The organism is Pseudomonas sp. MCal1 (assembly GCF_026341415.1).
Classification (GTDB): Bacteria; Pseudomonadota; Gammaproteobacteria; order Pseudomonadales; family Pseudomonadaceae; genus Aquipseudomonas.
In genome coordinates, this window is the sequence record NZ_JAKUMP010000002.1 from 482,886 (window position 1) to 507,831 (window position 24,946).

8 protein-coding genes and 1 pseudogene are annotated in these 24,946 nt (G+C 59.5%); 5 read left to right on the forward strand and 4 right to left on the reverse strand.

The window, feature by feature from the left end; translation table 11 throughout:
* A pseudogene (locus tag MKZ87_RS05500) lies at positions 1-1,101 on the forward strand (hypothetical protein); the annotation flags it as partial.
* Between the two features lie 234 nt (positions 1,102-1,335).
* Here MKZ87_RS05500 and MKZ87_RS05505 read toward each other — a convergent pair.
* The 3 genes from MKZ87_RS05505 to MKZ87_RS05515 all read right to left on the reverse strand — a co-directional run bounded on the left by MKZ87_RS05505 (position 1,336) and on the right by MKZ87_RS05515 (position 7,836).
* A complete protein-coding gene (locus tag MKZ87_RS05505; RefSeq protein ID WP_266200386.1) occupies positions 1,336-3,570 on the reverse strand; it encodes an autotransporter outer membrane beta-barrel domain-containing protein in 2,235 nt (744 codons plus the stop codon).
* 242 nt (positions 3,571-3,812) lie between these two features.
* A complete protein-coding gene (locus MKZ87_RS05510; protein ID WP_176247744.1) occupies positions 3,813-5,741 on the reverse strand; it encodes a hypothetical protein in 1,929 nt (642 codons plus the stop codon).
* 166 nt (positions 5,742-5,907) lie between these two features.
* Complete coding sequence (locus tag MKZ87_RS05515; protein ID WP_227234797.1) at positions 5,908-7,836, reverse strand: hypothetical protein; 1,929 nt, start codon at positions 7,834-7,836, stop codon at positions 5,908-5,910.
* Positions 7,837-8,379: 543 nt separating this feature from the next.
* On the opposite strand from MKZ87_RS05515, the gene MKZ87_RS05520 reads away from it, so the two are divergent.
* Positions 8,380-11,715 carry an Ig-like domain-containing protein gene (locus MKZ87_RS05520; protein WP_266200387.1) on the forward strand — a complete coding sequence of 1,112 codons (3,336 nt, stop codon included), beginning with the start codon at positions 8,380-8,382 and terminating at the stop codon, positions 11,713-11,715.
* A gap of 462 nt (positions 11,716-12,177) precedes the next feature.
* Entirely contained in the window at positions 12,178-12,555 is a 378-nt protein-coding gene (locus tag MKZ87_RS05525) for a DUF6124 family protein (RefSeq protein ID WP_085700676.1), read from the forward strand.
* 208 nt (positions 12,556-12,763) lie between these two features.
* Here the strand turns inward: MKZ87_RS05525 and MKZ87_RS05530 are convergent, their stop codons facing one another.
* Positions 12,764-20,671, reverse strand: a complete 7,908-nt coding sequence (locus MKZ87_RS05530; protein WP_266200388.1) for a retention module-containing protein — start codon at positions 20,669-20,671, stop codon at positions 12,764-12,766.
* 531 nt (positions 20,672-21,202) lie between these two features.
* On the opposite strand from MKZ87_RS05530, the gene MKZ87_RS05535 reads away from it, so the two are divergent.
* Entirely contained in the window at positions 21,203-22,561 is a 1,359-nt protein-coding gene (locus MKZ87_RS05535; protein ID WP_085700673.1) for a TolC family outer membrane protein, read from the forward strand.
* A gap of 224 nt (positions 22,562-22,785) precedes the next feature.
* Positions 22,786-24,945, forward strand: coding sequence for a type I secretion system permease/ATPase (locus tag MKZ87_RS05540; protein WP_266200389.1), 2,160 nt, complete (start codon positions 22,786-22,788; stop codon positions 24,943-24,945).
* The last annotated feature ends 1 nt before the right edge of the window (position 24,946 follow it).

Sequence of the window (24,946 nt, forward strand, 5' to 3'; positions counted from 1 at the left end):
CCGCACAACGGCACCACCTTCGACACCAGCGTCACCGTCACCGGCAAGGCCAGCCCCGGCCAGACCGTGCAGCTCTACGACGGCAACACGCCCGTCGCGCCTGTCACCAATGTCGATGCCAACGGCGACTGGAGCAAAACCTTCACCGGCCTCAGCGTCGCGCCACACAACATCAAGGCCAGGGCACTGTACGGCACGCAACCGGAGTCGGCGGTTCGGACCTTTACCGTCGCGGTCGCCTCAGCTCCGTCCATCACCAACGTCACCGACTCCAAGGGCAGCGTGCCGCACAACGGCACCACCTTCGACACCAGCGTCACCGTCACCGGCAAGGCCAGCCCCGGCCAGACCGTGCAGCTCTATGACGGCACCACCGCCGTCGCGCCCGTGACCAATGTCGACGCCAACGGCGACTGGAGCAAAACCTTCACCGGCCTGAGCGTCGCGCCACACAACATCAAGGCCAGGGCATTGTATGGGTCACAACTGGAGTCGGCGGTTCGTATCTTCACCGTACGCCAACGACTTACCGTGGATCCTTCCACCCTCATCCTGAACGGGCGCAATTACACCATCGCTGGCACAGGTTTGAATTGGGTGACTACGGGTAATGACCCTGCAGGTACCGCAGGGCGGAAAACCGTGTCAGGCGGTCAGCCCCCCTACACGTTTAAATCGTCTTCCCCAACAATCGCGTCCGTTGACAACACCGGCTTAGTCAGAAGCGAAGGTAATGGGATTGCCACCATTATCGTCGAGGACAGCGCTCAAAACTCTGTCACCTTCTCCGTTCAGACATCTAATGTGAGACAGATACTGGTCAATCATCAGCAACACTCAGCCGCTCAAGCGGCTGCGTGGATCTCAAGTATGGGCGCAACTCAGATTGATTCAGGTGCTGGCTGGCAATCTTTCTCCACCGTAGTTCGCACGAAATATACTCGCGGCCCGGGATTCGTGACCGAACACTATTTCACAGGAGGTAAAAATGGAAACAACTCGTATCACGTATCTGCAGTTGCTCATAACACCCATCCAGAGGGTTGGATCTATTTGACTTTTTCTGCAATAGCCACCCTCAAGGTCATCTGTGAAAAATAGCTCAGTTGAACTCATTCAAGATTCACGAGATTCAAATTGAGCGAGTGATGAGCGCCCGCTACGAAAGGTCTTTCTGGAAAAGGGCCCCCGCACCTGTGGCTAACGCAATTCAGGTTGCACAATTGTGGTTCATTACGCGCCCGCATCCGCTGAAGTAAAGCGTATAAAAACCAAGCGAAAAAAAGCCGCTACCCCCTCAAGGGGTAGCAGCTTTCTGATACTCAAGACCGTGACTTACCAGCTATACCTCACCCCAACATTCCCCCCCCAAGGCTGTTCGATATGCTCGCCATTGGCGTAATCCAGATCGACATGCACCTGCCATTTGTCCGACAACGCCACCGCCACACCCGTACCGAACTCCGCCCGTGAACCCGACAGGTCGTTGTTGAACACGTTGTTGTTGATCTTCACCTCATTGTTGTTCGCAAACTCATGAGCAATGGCCGCGCGCGCATAAGGTTGCGCCACAGCACCGTTGCCGATATCAAAATTGCGCCCGAACGTGGCGCCAGCCTTGCCCAGGAATGAGCGAGTGCGATCGCCATCGGCCTGCATGTCGTTGTCCAGGCTGAAGCGTTTGCCCTGGATCTGCGCGGCTGAAAACTGCGCGAAAGGTTCGATGAAGTAATCGTTGCTCAACTTGATGTGACGACCAGCCTCAACCGATGCACTGAAACCCCAGTTATCGTAATCGCCCTTGGCACGCGTGCCGTCACTCATTCCAACCTTGGCCTCATTGCGAAAGCGGTTGAATTTCAGCACGCCATCAACGTAGTAGCCGGTGTCGCGGTCCATCCACGTCACGTAAGGCCCGAAGTAGTAACTCTTGACCGTGCCCGAGGTGCCGTGTTCAAGACTCAGGTCCGATTGACTGTAACCACCCATCACGCCCACCAGAACATCGCTGTCATTCACCCGGGCATCAGCTCCGAGGGAAAGCCCTTGCTGGTTCTGCCTGTACGCCACACCGGAGCTTTCTGACACGTTGTACTGATTGCCATAGGTGCGTGCCCAGGCGCCCGACTGGCCACCGTTGAAGCGCAACTCACCCATGCGGCTGCGCAGTGAACTGGCTTCTCCGTACAACAGGGTGATCGGAGAGTTGAACAGGGCCAGCACCGCACTGGCACCAGGGCTGATCACCTGGGTGGTCGGATCGAGGAACCATTCAGTGCCGCCGGTTCCAACCGGTCGCTGGGCCAGGTCATAGGACCAGGTGCCGAGATCCACTCGCCCGCCTGTCAAAGCAAATTGCGCATCGCCAGCGGCGGTGTGCACCAGGGTCAGTTGCTGTGGATTGACTGCGTCCAGACCGGACGCCGCCACCAGCAAACCGAACTGCCCGGTCGCCACACCGGTGACGTTGAGGAAGTCATGCTGCCCCGTGGCGAAGTTGCCCTTCATGGCGAAAGTGCTGGAACCATCGGGCGAGCCGGCCAGCGTACCGACGTTCAACTGGTAAAAGGTATTCGGCACATCCTGCGCACCAAAGCGAACCGTCCCGCCATTCATCGCGAGCGTTCCTACGGTGTCGTTGCCCGTCAGGGTCCAGATCGAACCACTGTTGACGGTCACGGCATTGACCTTGTCGAGACGGCCGGTGAACTGCGAACTGTTCTGCAGGGTGACGTTGGCGGTCGAACCGTTTTCGACCAGCACATCGCCGGTCATCCGGCCTTGATCGAAGGTCAGGTTGCCGGTGCTGTTGCCGGCGATGTTGATGTTGCCCTGCAACTCGCTGTTGGCGACGGTCATGGCGGCGGTGGAGGCGCCCTGGACGTCGAGCAGATTGTTGTTCCCGGCGAACAGGCTGGCGCCGTTCGACAAATTGATGGTGGCATTGGTCCCGCGATCAACCAGAACTGCAGATCCGTTGATGCCTTGAACAGTGGCGTTATCCAGCGAGAGCGTACGGGCGCCGACATTGGCCGTATCGTTGACCATGCGCACGCCTGTCGCCTGACCGGTGATGACCGTCCCGGCGGAGGCGTTCAACGCGCCGCCAAGAAGATTCGCACCAATGCCATTGCTGCCAGTACCGGTCACTTGCGTATTGGCCAGCGACAAAGTGCTGAGCCCCGTGACTTGCGCGCCGAAAACATCACCACGGATCTGACTGTTGGAAACATCCACAGTAGAGCCGCCAGCGGCAATCGAAGAACGGTTGACGGCCAGACCGATGTCGTCGCTGGTCACATTGGCCTGGTTGATGGTGCCCCGGCTGCTGGTGACCAGAATGCCTTCGACGCCAGGATTGCTGACGACCGTGGCGCCATTGATGGTCAGTGTCGATCCGGATCGAATGGTAATTGACTGGGTGGTGGCACCATTGACATTCAACACTGCGTTGTTACGCACCAGATAATCGATCGGCGTTGTCGTCGAATCGATATTCAGCGTCGTGTTATCGACAATGGTGGCTGCCAGTATGCCGCCGCTGGAAATGGAAATGGCTGGCATGACCATCAGAATACTCAACGCGTCTTTTACAGAAAGACGTTCAAGCCGCCCGCCAAATATTCTCATGACTTACCCACCTCTGATATACCCGTGCAAAAGTGCGAAATGCATTTTCGTAAAGAAATAGAGCGCGAAAACTAATCGGATTCCTCAAAAAAAAATGTAGGACAAGTCCGATAAACAAGGAAGAAAAATCCCTGACACTGATTTTATAAAAACGGGAGGCAACAGCCTCCCGTTTTTTTCTTTCAAATACTACAAGGTGTCGCATCACCATGCCTCATGAGCACCCTGACCAGGTGTCGCACTGACGGTGTAGGCCGCCCATCAATCACGGCTTCATAACTCACCGCCCCCCATGCATTTCCTGTATCAAGAAACTGCTGATACGGAAAGCGTATGGTAAAACCATTTTGCACATCCGAAGAATCCGGCTTATATGTAACCTTATCGTTATTACCCGGTATCTCAGTATTACCAGCGGAATCACTGTAGCCCTGATAAGTAAAAGTCAACGTCTGACCTTCCAGTTGCGGTTCTCCCCCCGGAATAAAAACCTCGATACATTTTATAAGCTCTGGATGGCTTTGCAATGAAGGGCAATTCAAATAACCAAAATCCGGATCGAGATGCTGGAAGGTTGCCTGAGGCACACTCCCCGGTCTGATGAACACATCTACATCCCGCGGCAGTGAGCGCTCTTCGTTATCGTTCACATCAGGATTGGTGACCTTATAAGTCACTGGAACTTCAGTGCCGTTCCCACCAGCATCTACAACTGACCAATCAATTGTCCAATCCAGGTCAGTCTCCGTACCATCCAACTGAAGAACACCGCCTTCAGCGTCTGTAACTTCAACTCCGTTCCAGATCAGAGTGGCAATATCCTTATCCTTGATACCCAGGTAAGCGGCCACTGTTACGTCAACATCCTGATCCTTGTCCAGCACCGTCAAAACGTTTATCGGATTGCCGCCCGCCCCTTGAACATCGACTGGAAGAAAATCGGGATTTGGGTCATCTGGACCTTCGCCGTCCCCTGGCCGGCGCAGATCGACTAGTACAGCGTCGTTTTTGGGGGGATTACTGGCAGGATGTCGAACCGTTCCACGTTTTATTTGATAGCTGACCTCAATGGTTTTTTCTCCGAGATCACCGTTATGCCAGTACGAATAAGGAATCTCTACATAAGTAGGGAAGCCAGCGATTTTTTGTGCTGGCACTACAACGCCATCGACGGTGACCTCAAGTTCATCACCCTCCACAAAATTGTCGTACTCAGCTTCGATCCCTACTCCAGGGCGCATCCGAGCGTCGGCGAGGTCGATCTTCTTCGGTGCCATGTCGTTATCAAACAGCGGAATACTTGGAGGTAGCAGATTTGCTGGAGGGTCCGTCAATGTTACGTTCACTCGTTTGAAAGGCGAATTTAGACTTCGGTTGCCTTTCCGATCCGTACGATAGTAAAAAATCGCTCTCTCACCCTCTTCATTTCCGACCATTGCGGTCGTCAGATTAAAGGTAACGGGATCAAGAGAATCGACAACAGTAAAATCTCCTACGTGTACCGGTGTCGGAAATGTCGAGCCAAAATAACATTCATACTTGTCCCCTATTTTTATATCGGCGACCCTTGGCATGGTAATCAGGACAAAACCGTTGGCATCCAGATAAGGCTTGGTAATCCCGTTGGCCTCCACCTCCGGAGGAAGAGAAACAAGACCGCTGACATCAGGTGGCGCAGTGTCGATATTGATGAGCAGATCCGGAATATCTTTAGTGTTCCCGCCATGATTGAGTACATAGCTCAACAAGTGCGGACCCGAGACATTCGTAAGCCCTGCTGGCAATACCATTGGAATTTCAAGAATTACAGGATCAAGAGGGGTTCGGTAGGTATACCGGGTGCCTTGCCGAGTGCCATTCCAAGTCAGATCTATAAACCCGTCAACGGGAGGATCATCGTCAGACCCGTCGAACCTGAGGACATTCACTTTCAATGCAAAACCCTGATACTGTTTGTGCAATTGATTCGGTTCATCGTCCATCTCATCAGGCAGCAGAGGATTATCATCATCCAGCTCAGGCGCTTCATAGCCCGCTTTCGGTGAATTTCGGAGAATACTCAAATAACGCTCACGACTTTGTACCGGGGTCAACTTAATGACATTTTTCATTTTGCTCATCCTTTCAATGACTTGATTAAATGACAAAGGGTATTGCATCCCCGTGCCAGAACACCTGGAACCAACCGCAAATCAAAAAACACTGCATTGGCACGACTGTGCGCATCAGCAGTTATTACACGCACAAACTTCCTGAAACACTTGCCCTTCGGGGAAATCACTCATTACAAAGATCCTTATCCGGTCCACAGACTTCCCCGCTGGGCATGGTTCTATTGATGATTACAAAATCCGGCCTCGACTCTCCCCGCCCACCATTGCTCTTTCTCAAAAAATAACGACAGAGCGCCGATCCGTTATTGACCATGGGCGCAATCAACTTTTGATAGTCCGTCACCAGCACGTCAAAACCATTGCGTGCCTCATCAATACTCAGCGTTTTCGGGAAAGAGTCTGCAGCGCCCGCAATAGGAGAAGTACCGTTGGGGCCCAGACACCCTTGCCAATGCAGCTCGACAACGTCGTTCTCGTCGAACGCGTCATTCCCTTTGACATGAACTTTTACATGCACCCACAACCGCGGGTTGGCGCAGCAATTGAGTAGCCCTTGTCGCCCGCCATCCGGGAAGGTCGGCTCGGGCAGATTCCTGATGATGATGATTGCCACGTTCACCAGGGTCGTCGGGGCCAACTGCTGATTCACACCGTTATCGGTGACGTAGCGCACGGGTAGTACGGGGTTTTCCTTGTCCAGGTCGATAAACGCCCAGGGGATGCTGAAGAAAATGATCTTCCCGGCCGTGTCCCCAGGCTGAACCTCGTACTCCGCGACGGGTGTGCTGATGGCTCCCCAATACAGAAAGACCTTTTCCCCCGGTACGGGATCGTCATGAAGCGCCAGTTGCCCTTCGGCAGGCAATTCGTAGTCATCGGGCAGCAGCTTGTTCAGCTCTTTTGAAACGGCGCCGTAAATCTCGACCTTTGCCAGCCTGGTGTTCAACAGTGCAGGTGCGTCGGGATGGTCTTGACCTGCGACTGTAAAGTTGTAGGGCACGGTTGTTTCAGGTGACGGCAGCGTCGGTATCCCGCCCCGGCTGACGCGGTAGTCGACATGCGCGTCCATGGGCCCGAGCCCGTCAGCCGTCAGCGTTGCCCAGGGCACGGTCGCGGTGAGTGGAAATGCCGCAGGATCGACATCAAGCGGTGCAAGATCATGACCGTTCCACCGGATCAGAAGTTCGTCGGAAGCATCCGGGTTGTCATAAGGGTCGATTTCGACCGTAACAGCCTTCTGGTTCGTGGCCCCTTCGCGGGCATGCTCGCGGTCGATCAATCCCCGGATCGACAAGGGCACACGAGGCGGCTTGAGGTTGCCGGGGCCGGGTCTCAGATCGACAAACACCGGCAACAGCGTGGCGCGCGGCCCGATGTTGCCGGCCCAGTCACGCAACTTGTAATAAAAATATCGTGGGCCGTGCCCTCTGGCCCGAATGTCCGCTTCATAAATCGTGATGATCAACTGTTTCTGATCGATGTCCGGCTGGCTGAACTCTTGCTCGCGAATTTCCTGCTCCGAATCCGGCGGATTGTCGCTGTCGGTCAGGAAATAGATCGCACGATCCCGTGCCTTGGCATCCACATAAAACGGGACTTGAAACCTGACCTCGCCAAAACGGGTGAGATAGTCGTCGGTAATGACGTCACCGGGAACGTTCAGCAATATCAGGGCTCCGGGGCTTTGCCCATCATCCGGAGGCAGCCGATCTACCGTCACTCGAGTATCAAAGGAATTTTTCTTGTTCCCACCGTAATTCAACTCGTAGGACAAGGCGTAAATGCCATGCGCCAGCTTGTCCCGCGGGACTTTCAAGACCTTCTCACCCGGCGTATCGAATGTATCTTTGTACACCGGAGTGAAAGAGCCGCCCTCCAGCACCCAACTGATGGTAATGATGTAAGGGATGGGATCAGCGAAGGGGGGCGGTATCCAGTCGGGGACAATCACCTGCAGATCATCGCTTAAAGCACTGCGCGGCAGCAGCCCATCAGGACTTTCATCGCCGTTCTCATCCTTGAGGATGATCGGAACCCTGGGTTTTTCCAGTTCGGGATCTACAGAGTCGATCTGGTTTGGAGTCATCGGCATTACGGACGCCCTCTCACGAAATGGCCACGCCTCTTGAACATCTGCACGTTATCTGCAGGTTCATGATTCGTTGCTCTGACGTGATTTAACGGCGTTGCACATTCGCCGGCTACTGTCAGAAATTACAGGTTTTACTACCGTTCGTCGGGGATTGGGCTTGCAGTCAATTCGGCAGAGCGGCATAAACAGAAATGTTTAACAAACATACTCAGTGGCTGACCGACTCAGGCTACCCAGCCTCGCGCCGATGCCTACGCATCCTCCAGAATCCGCCGGTTTAGCGATGAGGCGTGGCGGCTCCGTCCAATCACGGAGATTCGCCATGATCAAACCCACGCCAAACCCGCCGGAAGTCGATTCGATTCGCCCTACGAAACCCTCGATTCAAAGAAACTCCATGGGACGGCGGGTTTTATCATTTCAGCCTTCAGGTCAACCGTTCGTCTTAAACCCGCCCGCACCTGTAATTTCTGACAGTAGCCAGCCTCGGTTCAGCGCCATTCAATACCTCCATCGCCCCGCCATTCGATCGGAGTTCGCGCCATGACTGTCAACATTCCCGCTGGTTCATCACCCCTGCTGCTCAAAGCGCTCGACATTCCCGGGAGAACCGGCCCCGTGTCGCAATCGCCGGATGTCTGGGGCCTCAACCTTGCGGCCGTGCGGGACAACTTCCCCAAACAGGGCCTGTTGTGCCGCGCCGGGCCGTGGGGGGCCATGTACCGGGGCGACCGGTTGGTGATTTATTTGGACGGCCAGCCGGTGTTCAACAAAACCGTCGACGATCATGAGGTCGGCACGGCGCTGTCGATGTTTGTGCCCGCCGCGCGCTTCAGTGATGGCTCGTCCACGCTGTCCTACGCCGTCACCCGGCAGGGTGGAACGGCCGAGCCCTCCGAAGTGATGCAGGTGCTGATCAAGCTCACCCGCCCCGGTGGCCATGACACCGACGAAGGGCCGGGGCACTCGAAACTGAAAATGACGATCCCCAGGGAAATTCTCGATGGCGGCATCGACAAGGACAACATCGCCGCCGGTGTGCCGATCACCATTGGTCCCTCCGACGACGGCCCGCAGCCTTACGCCAATGCAACGGCCGGCGATTTGGTTCAGGTGACCTGGGGCGGGGTGTTCGTCATCCACGGGCCGCTGACTCAGGAGGAGGCCGACGGTACAGCGCCGCTTGTCGTGCAGATCACCGAGGCAACCATTCGCGAGGCGGGTGACTCCGCAGATGCCGGTCTCGCCGTGGCCTTCGAGCTCTACGACATGGTCGATAACCGCTCCGAAGACTGGAGTTACGAGCAGCGTGTCAGGGTGGAGTCCGATACCGACAGACTGGCCGCCCCCATCTGCAAGGAAGCGGTGAATAACGAGCTGGATGCCGACAAGCTGGGGGATGCCTGTGGCACGGCGCAGATCCTTGCCGTGGACAGCAACAAGTTCAAGGTGGGTGACACCCCCATCGTCCGGCTCAAGGGCACACCGGTTGAAGGGGCACCGATCGACATGGAAATCACCGGCGAGGCGCTGGCCAGTGTCCCCAGCATCCCCGAGATCCCGATACCCAATGCCGCGCTGCGGCAGTTGGCCAAGACCCAGATCAGCCTGTCCTTTCGCCTGAAAAAAGCCGACGGTTCCGCCGACCTGCTGTCCAAGACCCAGTTCATCAATGTCATCGGCGAGATCCAGCGGTTACAGGCCCCGGTCGCCCTCGACGCGGCACAGGGCGCGCTCGATCCGGACTTGGCACAGGCGCGCATCGAGATTCCATTCGACAGCGCCTTTGCGGCCGGCCAGGCGATCAAGCTGATCTGGCTCGGCACCCGGCCTGACCTGAGCACCTACCTGCCTGACCTGCCGCTGCGCCCGATTACCAATGGCGATATCACGGCCGGTGTGCCCTTGCTGATCAACGTCCCGGGCCTTCATCTGAAACAGATCGAAGGCGGCACGCTGGATCTGTATTACCAGTTGCTGATCGACGACGCGGTGCTGGGAACGATGAACCGCGTCAACGCCACCCACGCCATCCGCGACTCGATTCACGCCGAGATCCTGAACGTCGGCGAACCGAGGAAAGAGCTGCCGGAGCCGAAAGTGGACGGCGTGGTGGACGGCGTATTGCCGGCGGACACGGCCGGCACCACGTTGACCGTTGAATACCTGAACACCGTCAAGGATGACGAGGTGACCGGTGTGTGGCTGGGCTCGAAAACCGGTCGGTATGACGACTCGCTCAAGCTGTCCTCGTTTACTGCCGGTCAACCGGTGCCGTTCCCCATCAACGCCGAGTTGATCAAGGACAATGAAGGGGGAACTGTCGAGGCGTTCTACTCCATCAAATGGGCGGATGGACGGCCGACCAGTTATTCCGATGAGAAGGCATTCAGTGTGGGTGTGGCGCTGGACCTGACGGCACCGCGCATCAAGGAAGCGCCGAATGACCTCAGCCTGATCCCGAATAACGCCAAGGATGCCCTGACCGCCATTGTGGATTACGCCGGCATGCAGCTCGGTGACAAAATCATTGCCACCTGGACCGGTGCGGCGGGCACACCAGCAGGAGGCTCACACACGGCGCCGGAAAAAACCGTCACCGTGCTCGGGGCGCAGGAGATACCGCTGGCCAAGAGCGTGGTGGCTTTCAACCTGAACAAAGCGGTGACGGTCAGATACACGGTGAAACGCGGCAGCGGTGAGCCGTTACCGTCGGATGTCCTCCCCTTGGCGGTAAAGGCACTGGAGTTGAATCAGTCGAACGTGCCGAAGATCCTTCAGGCGGCCAACGGCGGCGACGGACCAGAGCTGGATCTGAGTGTGATCAAAACTGCCGCCACTTTTCGCGCCCCCAACTGGCCACTGATTGCCCTGAATCAATATGTGTGGCTGTGGATCAAAGGCACACTGACCGATGGCAACAAGTACGAAAAACTCCTCTGGACACCGCCAGGATCTCAAACCAATCCAAACTGGATCACGAGTCACTACGATTACAACACTCCCGCAGCGATCTTGAACGAACTTCAGGGGCTCAAGCATGACACGCCGTTCACCCTCGAACTCAAGGCAGCGTTGGGGGGGAGTCTGACCGAAGCCGAAGCGGTGTCCTTCCCGCTGCGAACCTATACGGTCAAGGCTATCCAGGATGTAAAACCGGTCATCACCCGAGCGGAGGATTCCGAAGGCGTCGAAATCCCCGACGGCGGCGTCACCGTCAAAACCAGCGTGATCCTGACCGGCACCGCCGCCAGTAATCAGAAAGTCGAGGTATTCGATGGCACGACATCCAAAGGGCAGCCTCCCGCCGATCCGACGACCGGGATCTGGACGCTGACAGTGACCGACCTGACCGTAGCGCCTCACAGCTTCACCGCCAAGGCGTTGTATGGTTCCGGCCAGACGTCGGCAGCGCGGACTTTCAACATCGTCGGCTTGGTCTTAGGTCACGAAAATTGGATTAGTTCCCTTGGTTATAACTTCGAACTTGCCGTTCCCAAGACTTTCCCTAGTGGACTCACCGTAACTGTATTGCGCAACGTTACCTACAGAATTTATCGCGTGCAGATCTATATATCCGCCCCTTTACTACTGGTTGTATGTACGTCTCATACATTATTTACCTTTGGAAGGGTTTCGCAGGGCATCAGTTTGAAGTATTCGGCCCTGCATCGTGATCGGCCTACGGTTCGACTACGGGCGCTGGATAACTCTATCGTTTATGAAGGGGCTCTTCCTATTACGGGTGATGGTTCTAAAACGTTCTCCCACATATTGTCAGCCGGCCATTTTGCGAGCATGGAGATTGAAGCGGGTATGGAAGAATCTAGTGGTGGGGACGCTGGTTTCGTCATAGATGAAATCATCTGGACTGCCTAACTTAAATAAAAATTGGAATAAATGGGGACGCATTTATTTACCAGTCCTCACTATAAAAACCCGCGCTCCTCTTTAATTGGGAGCGCGGGTTTCGTTGTTTTCGGTCTTCAAAAACACTCGTTGAAGAGTGTTTAAGGTTATGTCCGCAAAGCCACACAACCTTGCGCCTTTGCCTACGCATCCGCCAGAATCCGCCGGCTTGTGCGCCTTGGGGGCGGGTTCTATTGTTTGGCGGTCGCTGAAAAGCAGCGATCGGGTTTAGCAGCCCGGATCTACTCTAGACGCACAATGCCGTTCGTTCGTGATCAGGCTCACGCCTGTCCGTTCACGTTATGGCGGCTTTGCGTGGGGCACTTCGGTGCGCCGGGTTCTAGAGTCCTGGTCTGCTAACCCGCGTACGGCCGCCACCTCTTTCGTTTAGCAGCGAAGCGTGGCGCCTCCACTACTCTAGAGGCTTTATCCATGATCAAACCCACGCCAAACCCGCCGGAAGTCGATTCGACTTCCCCCTACGAAACCCTCGATTCCAAGAAATTCCACGAAGCCGCCGAACGCGCCCTCGATCATTACCTCAATCCGCTGCTCCCCCGCAAACCGCTGCTCAAACCCAACACTCGCTACCTCATCGCCCCCGGCATCGACAGCGAAGAACTGCTGGCCGACGCCTGCGAAACCCTGACCTCGGCCAAGGTCATGGCCAATGACTTCGCCGGGCTGGTGGACGGCTCGCATCGGCATGTGCTGCTGGGAATTGCGCAGCTGATCATGCTGGGTGAGCTGGCGGTGAACCGGGTGCTGGATAATCTGGAGGTGAAAGCTGAGGCGCCCGCTGTAGCCTGATCGCCTGATCGTTCCCACGTCGAGGCGTCGAACCGTCCGCGTGGGAATGCAGCCCGGGACGCTCTGCGTCCCAAAGAGCGGACGCAGAGCGTCCATTGAGGCATTCCCACGCGGAGCGTGGGAACGATCGAGCCTCTGTCGCCTGAGCAAAGAAAAACCCGCCGTCCCGTTTGATCGGGACGGCGGGTTTTGTCGTTTCAGCTCCGGCTTACACCGTATCCACCTTCAACGAATGATCATTCAACATGCCGTTGATGATGGTCGCCGTGTCGTGCCCGCTGGCGATCAGCCCGCCCGCCCCCGGCGTCACGCCGTAATGGCTGGCGAGGTTGACGCCGGCCAGGTCGATGGTCTGGTTCGGCGTGGCGCCGGCCATGGCGCTGACATTGATGCTGGTCATGACAGAGGCGCCGCTGCCGGTGACGGTGAAGTGCAGGTAGTCATCCAGTGATGCCGACGTGCCGTTTTCACCTTGCAGCAGTTGCGACAGGTCGAGCTTGTCGGTGCCGGGGGTGAAGTCGGTGACGAGGTCATGGCCGCTGTTGCCCTTGAGCCACTGGAAGGTGTCGGCGCCCGGCCCGCCGGTCAGGGTGTTGTTGCCCATCCCGCCGATCAGCAGGTCATCGCCCCCGCCGCCGTTGAGGATGTCGTTGCCCAGGCCACCGTTGATGACGTTGTTATTGTTGTCGCCGGTCAGGGTGTCGTTGAAGTTCGAGCCGACCAGATTTTCGATGCCGGTCAGGGTGTCCGTCCCGGCGCCAATGGTGTTTTGCGCACCGAGCAGGCCGAGGTTGACCGTCACCCCGGCGGTCGCATGGGCGTAGCTGGCGGTGTCGATGCCGCTGCCACCGTCGAGCAGGTCGTTGCCCGGGCCGCTGTAGAGCAAGTCGTTGCCGGCGCCGCCGTGCAGTTCGTTATTGCCGGAGCCTGCGGTCAGCACGTCGTTGCCGTCGCCGGCATTGATGATGTTGTCGCCGGTGCCGGCCACCAGTACGTCATCGCCCGAGGTGCCGGTGAGGGTGTAGCCGTCCTGGTAGCTGATGGTCACGTTCGCCGTATCGCTGCCGCCATGGTTGTCGTTGGCGGTGTAGGTGCCGTGGTAGTCCGGGGTGATGTCGTGGGCCCCGGCGTAGTTGAGGGTCATGGTCAGCTGGTAGTTCTCCGCCGCATTGGCGTTGCTGCCCGTGGTGTTGGTGATGTTGGTGATGTGGATCTGATAGACGCCGTCGGACGTCGCGGTCAGGGTCTGGCCGTCCGCGAGGGCGATGTACGCGCCGCCGTTGATCGAGTACTCCATGGTGATGTGACCGGCCGCCAGGTTGTGGTCCAGGTTGAGGGTTTCGCCCTGGCGCAGGTTGACGGTGATGCGGTCTTCATCGTTGGCGTTGGTGTTGGTCACCGCACCGAGGTAACCGCTGACCACCAGCACGGCGGTCATGGTCGCGGCGTTGGCGCTGAACGCATTGCGCACGTTGGCCAGGTTCTGGTTGGCGGCGGTGTTGGCATTGGTGCCGGTGAAGCTGATCGCGCCAGTGCCGGTGAAGTCTGCCGATTTGGAGATCCAGCCGGTGTTGAACGAGGTTGGCGTGGCGTTGAGGGTGTCGCCGTTCGGATCGGTGTCGTTGGCCAGCAGCAGTTCGCCCGGCACCACGATATTGCCCGACAGCACGTTGGTGATGATGTGGTCGTCCACCGCCACCGGAGGCGCGTTGGGGATCACTTTCACGGTCAGGGTCGAGCTGGCGAGGTCGCCGTCGTTGTCGCTGAGGGTGAAGCCGATGTTCTCGGTGATCACCGTGGTGGTGGTTTTCTGCGAGGTGTAGCTGTAGTCGCCGGTATCGAGGTTGACCACCAGCGTGCCGCTGTTGTTGGTGGCGATGCTCAGGGTGTTGTTTACCGTGTTGAAGGTGCCGTGGTTGGCGCCGCCGCTGGCGACCAGTGAACCCTGGCCGCCGTTGGCTTTCGGGTCATAGGTGTAGGTGGTGCCGTCGACCACGATGGACTTGATGAACCCGCCATCCGCGCCGAACGTGCCGCCCTCGCCCAGCAGCGAACCGGTGACCGGCGCACCCTCGACAGTGCCGGAGAGCACCGAGTTGAGCTGGTTGAGATCGGTGACCACCACCGCATTGGTGTTGGTGTGCGTGATGCCGTCGTAGGCCAGCGGATCGAGGTTGGCGTTACTCACGCCGCTGCCCAGGCCGATCGCGTAGTTCTTGATGTTGTTGGCATCGAGGAACGCCTTGAGCGTCGCCTCGTCGGCGGTGCCGATGTCACCCTCGTTGGGTTTGCCGTCGGAGAAGAAATAGCCGACGTTCTGCGCCCCGGTGAGTTTGCCGGAGGTGTTGAACGCGTTGTACATGGTCGCCACGGCCGCATCGTAGTTGGTGCCGCCGCCAGCGCTCAGGCCGGCCAGAAGGGTCTTGGCCGTGGCGACATCGACCCACACCGAAGTGCGGTCGGTGGCGTTGCTGCTGAAGGTGACGAGCTGCACTTTCACATCACCCAGATCGTCGTACTTGTCGAGCAAGGCACTGATCGCCTGCTTGGCCAGGTCCAGCCGCGACAGGCCCGGCACGCCGGAGGCGTCGGCCATGCTGCCGGAGATGTCGAGGACGATGAGGATGTTGGAGTCGATCTCCACCGCCGCCACCGAACGATCCGACGCTACCGCTTTGGGCACGTCGTCGACGATGTTGACCACGAGGGTGCTGGTGGTGCTGTTGCCCAGCGCATCGGTGGCTTTGTAGGTGAAGCTTTCGCTCAGGGTGTTCGGCCCGTCGTTGGCGTTCGGCGTGGTTTTCGGCGCCGAGGTCAGGGTGTAGGTGTAGGTGCCGTCGGCGTTGAGCTGGATCTGCCCGTAAGTGCCGGTGGCGCTGCCGACCAGGGTGTAGGTGATCGCCCCGCTGCCGCCGCTGACCGAACCGACCAATGTGCCGCTGGCAGTTTCGCCGGTATTGGAAGGATCGCTGCCGGTGACCGTGCCGGGGGCCAGATCCTGGCCGTCCTTGGTCAGATCGAGGGCTTTTTCGTAGACGGTCACGTCCTGATCGGTCGAGGCCACGAGTTTGCTGTCGGCGACGTTGACGGTGATGGTGGTGGTGCTTTCGTCGCCGTCACTGTCGCGGATGGTGTAGGTGAACGTGTCGGTGGCGCCCGGCGGGCTCACCGAGTTCGGGTTGCTGTGATAGACCGCGTTGCCGGCCGCATCGAGGGTCAGGTAACCGTAGCTGCCGTTGATGTTGCTGTTGAGCCCGCCGATGGCCGAGGTCGCAGTGTCACTGCCGGCACGCACGCCGACCACGACGGCCGCACCATCGGCACCGCTGACATCATTGCCCAACACGCTGATGTTGACCGTGCCGCCCTCCGCCACCGAGCCGGTGTCGGCCTTGGCGGTCGGCAAGTCATCGATGATGTTGACGTTGATTTGCCCGGTCGCAGTGCTGCCATCGGTGTCCGTCGCCACCACATTGAAGTTCTCGGTGAGGCTGTTGGCGCCGTTGGCGTTCGGGTGGGTTTCGTTATCGACCAGGGTGTAGCTGTAACTCACCACGCCGGTAGCCGGGTTGTAACCGGTGATGGTCAGCGTGCTGCCCAGCGGAGTGACGGTCGATTGCGGGAAGCCGGCCGCCACGCCGTTGGTTATCACGGCGATGCCGCCCACGGTCAGGGTTTGCAGACCGTCGAGGGCGGTGACGGTGAAGGTGCCGCTCTGGGTCAGCGCCGGGGTGTCGGGACTGGTGCCGTCGCTGAGGTTTTTCTCGTAAACGGTCAGCTCGCCGCCATACACGTCGAGGCCGTTGAGGACCACCGGATCGTCGTTGTTGTGGATGTTCAGCACCAGATTCGCAGTGCTGGTGTCGCCGTCGGCATCGGTCAGGGTGTAGGTGAAGGTCTCGGTGCCATTGCCACCGCCGTGCAGGTTTTTGAAGTCCGCATCGTTGGTGTCGAGGGTGTAGGTGTACGTGCCGTTGGCGTTCAGCACCAGGGTGCCGTAAGTGCCGATGAAGGTGCCGGGGGTGATCGGGCCGGCATTCGGACCGGTCGCCACCACGTCGGCGCCTTGCACGTCGTTGGTCAGCACGTTGCCGTTGAGGGTCAACTGGGTTTCCGACGCGGTGCTGGCGTTGCTGTCGTTGATCGCCTTCGGCACGTCATCGACGATGTTGACCACGATGGTGCTGGTGACGACGTTGCCCAGCGAATCGGTCGCCTGGTAGGTGAAGGTTTCGGTCAGGGTGTTGGCGCCGTCATCGGCGTGCGGGGTGGTGCTGGCCGGTGAGGTCAGGGTGTAGGTGTACGTGCCGTTGGGGTTGAGCACGATTTGCCCGTAGTTGCCGGTGGCGCTGCCGACCAGCGCATAGCTGATCGCACCGACTGCGCCGGTGACCGAGCCGACCAGCGTGCCGGACGCGGTTTCCCCGGTGCTGGCCGGATCACTGCCGGTGACCGTGCCGGCGGCCAGATCCTGGCCGTCCTTGGTCAGGTCGAGGGCTTTTTCGTACACGGTGACGTCGTTGTCGCTGACCGCTTTGAGGCAGCTGTTGTAGACGTCGATGGTGATAGTGGTGGTGCTTTCATCGCCATCGGAATCGCGCACGGTGTACACGAATACGTCCACCGCACCCGGGCCGCTCACGGCATTCGGGTTGCTGTGATAGACCGCGTTGCCGTTGGCGTCGAGGGTCAGGTAGCCGTAGGTGCCGTTGATGTTGCTGTTGAGGCCGCCGATGGCTGAGGTCGAGGTGTCGGATCCGGCGCGCACGCCGACCACGGCACCGCTGACAGCCGGGCCGTCGGCGCCGCCGATGTCGTTGTCCAGCACGTTGCCGCTGACGGTGCCGCCCTCCTGCACTGACGTTGCGTCAGGCTTGGCGGTCGGCAGGTCATCGATGATGTTGACGTTGATCTGCCCGGTGGCGGTGCTGCCATCGGTGTCGGTCGCCACCACGTTGAAGTTCTCGGTGATGCTGTTGGCGCCGTTGGCGTTCGGGTGGGTTTCGTTATCGACCAGGGTGTAGCTGTAGCTGACAACGCCGGTGGCCGGGTCGTATCCGGTGATGGTCAGCGTGCTGCCCAGCGGCGTGACCGCCGATTGCGGGAACCCGGCCGCGACGCCGTTGGTGATCACGGCAATGCCGCCCACGGTCAGGGTCTGCAGACCGTCGAGCGCGGTGACGGTGAAGGTGCCGCTCTGGGTCAGGGCCGGAATGTTGGGGCTGGTGCCGTCGCTAAGGTTTTTCTCGTAGACGGTGAGTTCGCCACCGTTGACGTCGAGGCCGTTGAGGTAGACCTGATCGTCGTTGTTGTGGATCTGCAGGACGAGGTTCGCAGTACTGGTATCGCCGTCGGCGTCAGTGATGGTGTAGGTGAAGGTCTCGGTGCCATTGCCGCCGCCGTGCAGGTTTTTGAAGTCCGCATCATTGGTGTTGAGGGTGTAGGTGTAGGTGCCGTTGGCGTTCAGCACCAATGTGCCGTAAGTCCCGGTGAATGTACCCGCCGTGATCGGGCCGGCATTGGGGCCGGTCGGCACGCGGTCGGCGCCTTGCACGTCGTTGGTCAGGACGTTGCCAGTCAATGTGAGGTTGGTTTCCGAGGCAGTCCCGGCGTTGCTGTCGTCCACACCTTTTGGCAGGTCGTCGACGATGTTCACGTCCAGCGTGGCGTTGGCGGTGGTGCCGTTGTCATCGACCACGGTCACGGCGAACTGCTCGTTCAGCACGTTGGCACCGTTGGCGTTTGGATGCGCTTCGTTGTCGACCAGGGTGTAGCTGTAGCTGACGACGCCGGTTGCAGCGTTGAAACCGGTGATGGTCAGCGTGCTGCCCAACGGCGTGACGATGGATTGCGGAAAACCTGCGGCTACGCCATTGGTGACCACGGCGATGCCGCCGATGGTCAGCGTGGTGACGCCGTCCAGCGCGGTGATGGTGAAGGAGCCGCTCTGGGTCAGGGCCGCCGAATCCGGCGCACTGCCGTCGCCGAGGTTTTTTTCGTAGACGGTGAGTTCGCCACCATTCACGTCGAGGCCATTGATGATCACCGGATCGTCGTTGTTGTGGATCTGCAGGACGAGGTTCGCGGTGCTGGTATCGCCGTCGGCGTCGGTGATGGTGTAGGTGAAAGTCTCGGTGCCATTGCCACCGCCGTGCAGGTTTTTGAAGTCCGCATCGTTGGTGTTGAGGGTGTAGGTGTAGGTGCCGTTGGCATTCAGCACCAGCGTGCCGTAAGTCCCGGTGAATGTACCCGCCGTGATCGGGCCGGCATTGGGGCCGGTCGGCACGCGGTCGGCGCCTTGCACGTCGTTGGTCAGCACGTTGCCAGTCAATGTGAGGTTGGTTTCCGAGGCAGTCCCGGCGTTGCTGTCGTCCACGCCTTTTGGCAGGTCGTCGACGATGTTCACGTCCAGCGTGGCGTTGGCGGTGGTGCCGTTGTCATCGACCACGGTCACGGCGAACTGCTCGTTCAGCACGTTGGCACCGTTGGCGTTTGGATGCGCTTCGTTGTCGACCAGGGTGTAGCTGTAGCTGACGACGCCGGTGGCCGCGTTGAAACCGGTGATGGTCAGCGTGCTGCCCAACGGCGTGACGATGGATTGCGGAAAACCTGCGGCTACGCCATTGGTGACCACGGCGATGCCGCCGATGGTCAGCGTGGTGACGCCGTCCAGCGCGGTGATGGTGAAGGAGCCGCTCTGGGTCAGGGCCGCCGAATCCGGCGCACTGCCGTCGCCGAGGTTTTTTTCGTAGACGGTGAGTTCGCCACCGTTGACGTCGAGGCCATTGATGATCACCGGATCGTCGTTGTTGTGGATCTGCAGGACGAGGTTCGCAGTACTGGTATCGCCGTCGGCATCGGTCAGGGTGTAAGTGAAAGTCTCGGTGCCATTGCCACCGCCGTGCAGGTTTTTGAAGTCCGCATCGTTGGTATTCAGCGTGTAGGTGTAGGTCCCGTTGGCGTTCAGCACCAATGTGCCGTAAGTCCCGATGAATGTACCGGGGGTGATCGGACCGGCGTTCTCGCCGACTGGTACGCGGTCGGCACCTTGCACGTCGTTGGTCAGCACATTGCCGGTCAGCGTCAGTTGAGTCTCTGTTGCCGTGCCATTTTGGTCATCGAACGCTTTCGGCACGTCATCGGTGATGTTGACGTCCAGCGTGCCGGTCGCGGTGTCGCCATTGCTGTCGCCGGCGATCACGGTGAATTGTTCGCTGAGGTTATTGGCACCGTCGCCCGCCGCGTGGGTTTCGTTGCCGTTGAGGGTGTAGCTGTAGCTGACCGTGCCGGTGGCCGGATTGTAGCCGGTGATGGTCAGGGTGTTGCCCAGTTGCGTGGTGATCGATTGCGGGAAACCGATCGGCACGCCACCGACAATCACGTTGATGCCACCGATGCTCAGGCTGCTCAGGCCATCCGGCGCCGACACCGTGAAGCTGCCGGTCTGGGTCAGCGCGCCAGGGTTGGCAGCGGAACCGTCGGGCAGATTGGCTTCGTTGAGGGTCAATTCGCCGCCGGGTACGGACAGGCCGCCGAGGGTCACCGGGTTGTTGACCGGCGGTGGTGGCGGAACAATCGGGGCGGCCTGGCCGTCACCATTGTCGATCACGGCGTTATGCCGCTCTTCGGGAAACTCCGGAATGCCGTTGAACCCGGCCGTCGGGAAACCGATGACCGGATCGACCCGGCCCGCCACTTCGGTCAGCAACACAAAACTGTGGCCGCCGCCCAGCGCACCCGGCACGCCACCGGTGGCTCCGGGGCCGGCCGCCGTCGCTTCGGCGGTTTGAGTCGGGTCATCGCCGGCGGCAATGGCTTTCTGAATCTGTTCGACGTCGGTCAGTTGCGACTCGCTCGGGGTCACCGCTTCCGGGGCATTGACGTGGGCGGCCTGATCGGCCAGCAACTGGCCGCTCATGGTCAGGCTGCTGTCGCGACCGAGGGTCAGTTCCTGGCCATTTTGCAGATGGACGGCAACCGCCCCTTCTGCCCCGGTGATCAATTGATCGCCTGCAAACAGACGATCACCTTCGACCAATGGGCGCCGACTGCCGTCTGCCGATTGAGCGAAAACCTGACCAATGACTTTAGTGACGATCCCGATGAGCGTTGCCATGTGCATTCCTCCGCTGCCGACCACCGTCGGCGCTGGTTCGCGAAGCAGCCCATGGCTCAAGCGGGTTGTCGGGGCGACGCTCGCACCTCGACAGTTCGTTTCGCAGGTTGCACAAATCCAGAAACGCCAATGCCATCAAGCAGTTGGAGTCTCTGTTAAATGCTGCATTCCCACTAGCGCTACGTAACGGTGGTGAATCACCCGAGTGACAAAAAACTGTCGCTCATCAGCCGCTACGCGTCCCTCCCCTTTAGCAGTACTTCGCCGTATGTCGCAAAGTGAGTGGAACTTTCCTCAAGCCTTTCTGTGCTCCCTAACGCGCATAAAACAAAGGCTTTCGAGTGGAACAATGTGCTGGATTTGGCGAACCGCATAAGTTTTTTTTGGCATAACCCATATGAAAATTTTTTCTTAGCTACGCTTCAGGATGTTCTTAGCTCTGTTGTTACAGGCATGAAACGCTTTTTACTAAAAATATCGTCAATAAATTGGCGACAGCGAAACACCATCAGGACTCAGGGAGATGCACCCATGCGCGTACTAACCCCCCTCTGCAGCGCGGTTTTGCTGGCCATGGCTTGCACTTCCCAGGCACAGGCCATGAACCTCACCGAAGCGATCCAGAGCACTCTCGCCACCCACCCGGAACTTGCCTCACGCGTGGATGCGCGTCTGTCGGCTGATGAACAAGTGAAGGTCGCCAAGGGCGGCTTCTATCCGTCGGTGGATCTGAACGCTGCTTACGGGCGTGGCTACAGCGACAACACCAACACCCGGGCCTTCGGTAACCACCACACCGAAATCCTCAATTACACCCAGTCCGAGCTGCGTCTGCGGCAGATGCTGTTCGACGGTTTCAACACTGCCAACGAAGTCGAACGCACCAAGGGCGTTTCCAACTCGCGCGCGTATTACGCGCAAGGCACCGCTCAGGACCTGGCCCTGCGCACCATCGAGGTCTACCTCGAAGTGCTCAAGCGCCGTGAACTGGTGACCCTGGCCAAGAACAACCTGCAGGCGCACTTGCGCGTCAACGACCAGATCGGCCTGCGTACCGAGCGCGGCGTGGGCAGCACCGCCGACTCCGATCAATCGGTTGCCCGTAAGGCGCTGGCGCAGAACAACCTCGACACCGCCGAAGTCGACCTGGCGGACGCCGAATCGAACTTCTACAGCGTGGTCGGGCGCATGCCCGATGAGCTGGAAACGCCCGCCTCGACCCGTGGCGAGTTGCCCGCCACCCTGCCTGAAGCCCAGCAGAGCATGGTCGAGAACAACCCGTATCTGAAATCCGCCCAGGCCGACGTGCAATCGGCCGAGAGCCAATACGAAGTCGCCAAGTCGCCGTTCTATCCACGCTTCGATGCCGAAGCCGCGGTTGGCGCCAACAACAACGTGCAGGGCGACGAGGGCCATGACAACGAATGGCGGGTCGGTGTGGTGATGAACTACAACCTGTTCCGTGGCGGCAGCGACAAGGCGCGGCTGGCCTCCGATGCGCATCAGATCAACCAGGCGATGGACATCCGCAACAACGCCCTGCGTCAGCTCAACGAGAACATTCACCTGGCCTGGAACGCCATGGTCAACGCCAAGAAACAGACCCCGACCGCCCGCGAATACGCCGAGACCACCAAGCGCGTGCGCGCCGCGTATCAGGATCAGTTCGGCCTCGGCCAGCGCACCCTGCTGGACGTGCTCGACAGTGAAAACGAGCTGTACAACGCCAACCGTCGCTACACCGAAATCCGCTACACCGAGGAATATTCGATGTACCGCGTGCTGGCGAACATGGGCCAGTTGCTGAACAAGCAGCGGATCGTGCTGCCGGCCGATGCGATAGCCGCGACCGAGGTGAAGAACGAAGCGCGCTTGCCTGAACTGAAGTAGTCCCGCGTGCGGGCGCTGCCGAAGGCCGCAACCTGATCGTTCCCACGTCGAGGCGTCGAACCGTCCGCGTGGGAATGCCTCTGGGGACGCTCCGCGTCCAGTGACGCGGAGCGTCACGGGCTGCATTCCCACGCAGAGCGTGGGAACGATCAGTACGGTTGAACGCCTCGCAGTAACACAGGGTTGATGTGGATAGCCGAGCCAGTTCAACGGGAGCGATCAATATGACCAGCATGCAACCCGGTAACACCGGGATCGATCCGCGGCTGAGCTTCGATGACCCGTTGCTCGACGGTCTGTTGATCCTCTGCAAACTCCATGGCGCGACGGTCAGTCGCGCCAGCCTGAGCGCCGGCCTGCCCCTGGACAAACAACGCCTGAGCCTGGACCTGCTGCCCCGCGCCGCAGCCCGGGCCGGGTTGCAGGCGCGCTTGCTGCGCCGGGAACTCAACGACATTTCACCGCTCAACCTGCCGGTGCTGTTGCTGCTGGGCAACGGGCGTACGGCAGTGCTGCGGCGGTTTGCCGAAGACGGCAAGGCGCTGATTCTGCCGAGTGAAGCCGACGGCGGCGAGCAATGGGTCAGTCGTGAAGAACTCACCGAACACTACAGCGGGCAGGCCCTGTTCGCCCGGCCCCGGCATGAACTGGAAGACCTGCGCTCGCCTTTGGTGCCACGAGTGCAGGCGTGGTTTCGCGACACTCTGAAGCTGTCGAAATGGCTGTACAGCGACGCGATCCTCGCCAGCTTCCTGATCAACCTGCTGGGCCTGATGGTGCCGCTGTTCGTCATGCAGACCTACGACCGCGTGGTGCCGAATCAGGCCACATCGACCCTGTGGGTGCTGGCGATCGGGTTGTTGATCGGCACCGGTTTCGAACTGGTGCTGCGGGTGGTGCGCGCGCACCTGCTGGACACCGCCGGCAAGAAGACCGACGTGATCCTTTCCGCGACTTTATTCGAGCGCATCACCGGCATGGCGATGAAGGCCCGGCCGGCGACCATCGGCGGATTCGCCCAGAGCATTCACGACTTTCAGGGCCTGCGGGAATTTCTCACCGCCGTGACCCTGACCAGCCTGATCGACCTGCCCTTCGTGGTGTTGATGCTGGTGGTGATCGGCCTGCTCGGTGGCTGGCTGGTGGTGATTCCGCTGCTGGCGTTTCCGATCACGATCGTGTTCGCGATGATCATACAGGCCCGTCTGCGCGATACCGTGCAGAAAAGCCTGAGCCTCGGCGCGGAGCGTCAGGCATTGCTGATCGAAACCCTCGGCGGCCTGGAAACCCTCAAGGCGTGCAGCGCCGAAAGCGAGCGCCAGCACAGATGGGAAAGCACCCACGGCGCCCTCACCCGCCTCGACAGCCATGCGCGTAATCTCTCGGCGCTGGCCACCAACGGCACGCTGTTCATCCAGCAATTTTCGGGAATGGCGACGATTGTGGCCGGTGTCTACAGCATCATCGCCGGTAACCTCAGCGTCGGTGCGCTGGTGGCCAGTTACATGCTCGGCAGCCGCGTGCTCGCCCCGTTGGGCCAGATCGCCGGGCTGATTACCCGCTATCAGCAAGCGCAACTGACCATGAAAAGCACCGACGCGCTGATGTCCCTGCCCCAGGAGCGCGACGGCAAACAGCGGCCGCTGGAGCGCACGCAACTGCAAGGCGCGCTGGACGCCAACGCAGTGACCTTCCACTACAACGGCCAGAACGCCCCGGCCCTGAGCAACGTCAGCTTCAGCGTCAAACCCGGCGAACGGATCGGCATCATCGGTCGCAGCGGCTCGGGCAAAAGCACCCTGGCGCGGCTGGTGATGGGGTTCTACGAACCGGAAGAAGGCCAATTGCTGCTCGACAACCTCGACCTGCGGCAACTGGACGTCGCCGACCTGCGCCAGCAAATCGGTTATGTCGCCCACGACCTGCCGCTGCTGGCCGGCAGCCTGCGTGACAACCTGACCCTCGGCGCTCGCTACATCAGCGATTCGCGGATGCTCGAAGTCGCCGAACTGACCGGCGTCACCGAACTGGCCCGCCAGCATCCGCAAGGCTTCGATCGGCCGGTGGGTGAGCGCGGTCAACTGCTGTCCGGTGGCCAGCGCCAAGCGGTGCTGCTGGCCCGGGCGCTGTTGCTCGACCCGCCGATCATGCTGCTCGACGAACCCACCAGCGCCATGGACAACAGCAGTGAAGACGTCCTGCGCCAGAAGCTGCACGGCTGGGTGCAGGGCAAAACCTTGCTGCTGGTCACCCACCGCACCTCGATGCTGAGTCTGGTGGACCGGTTGCTGGTACTGGACAACGGCCGGATCGTCGCCGACGGTCCGAAAGAAGCGGTCATCGATGCACTGCGCAAGGGCCGGGTCGGCTCGGCAGCGGTCTAGG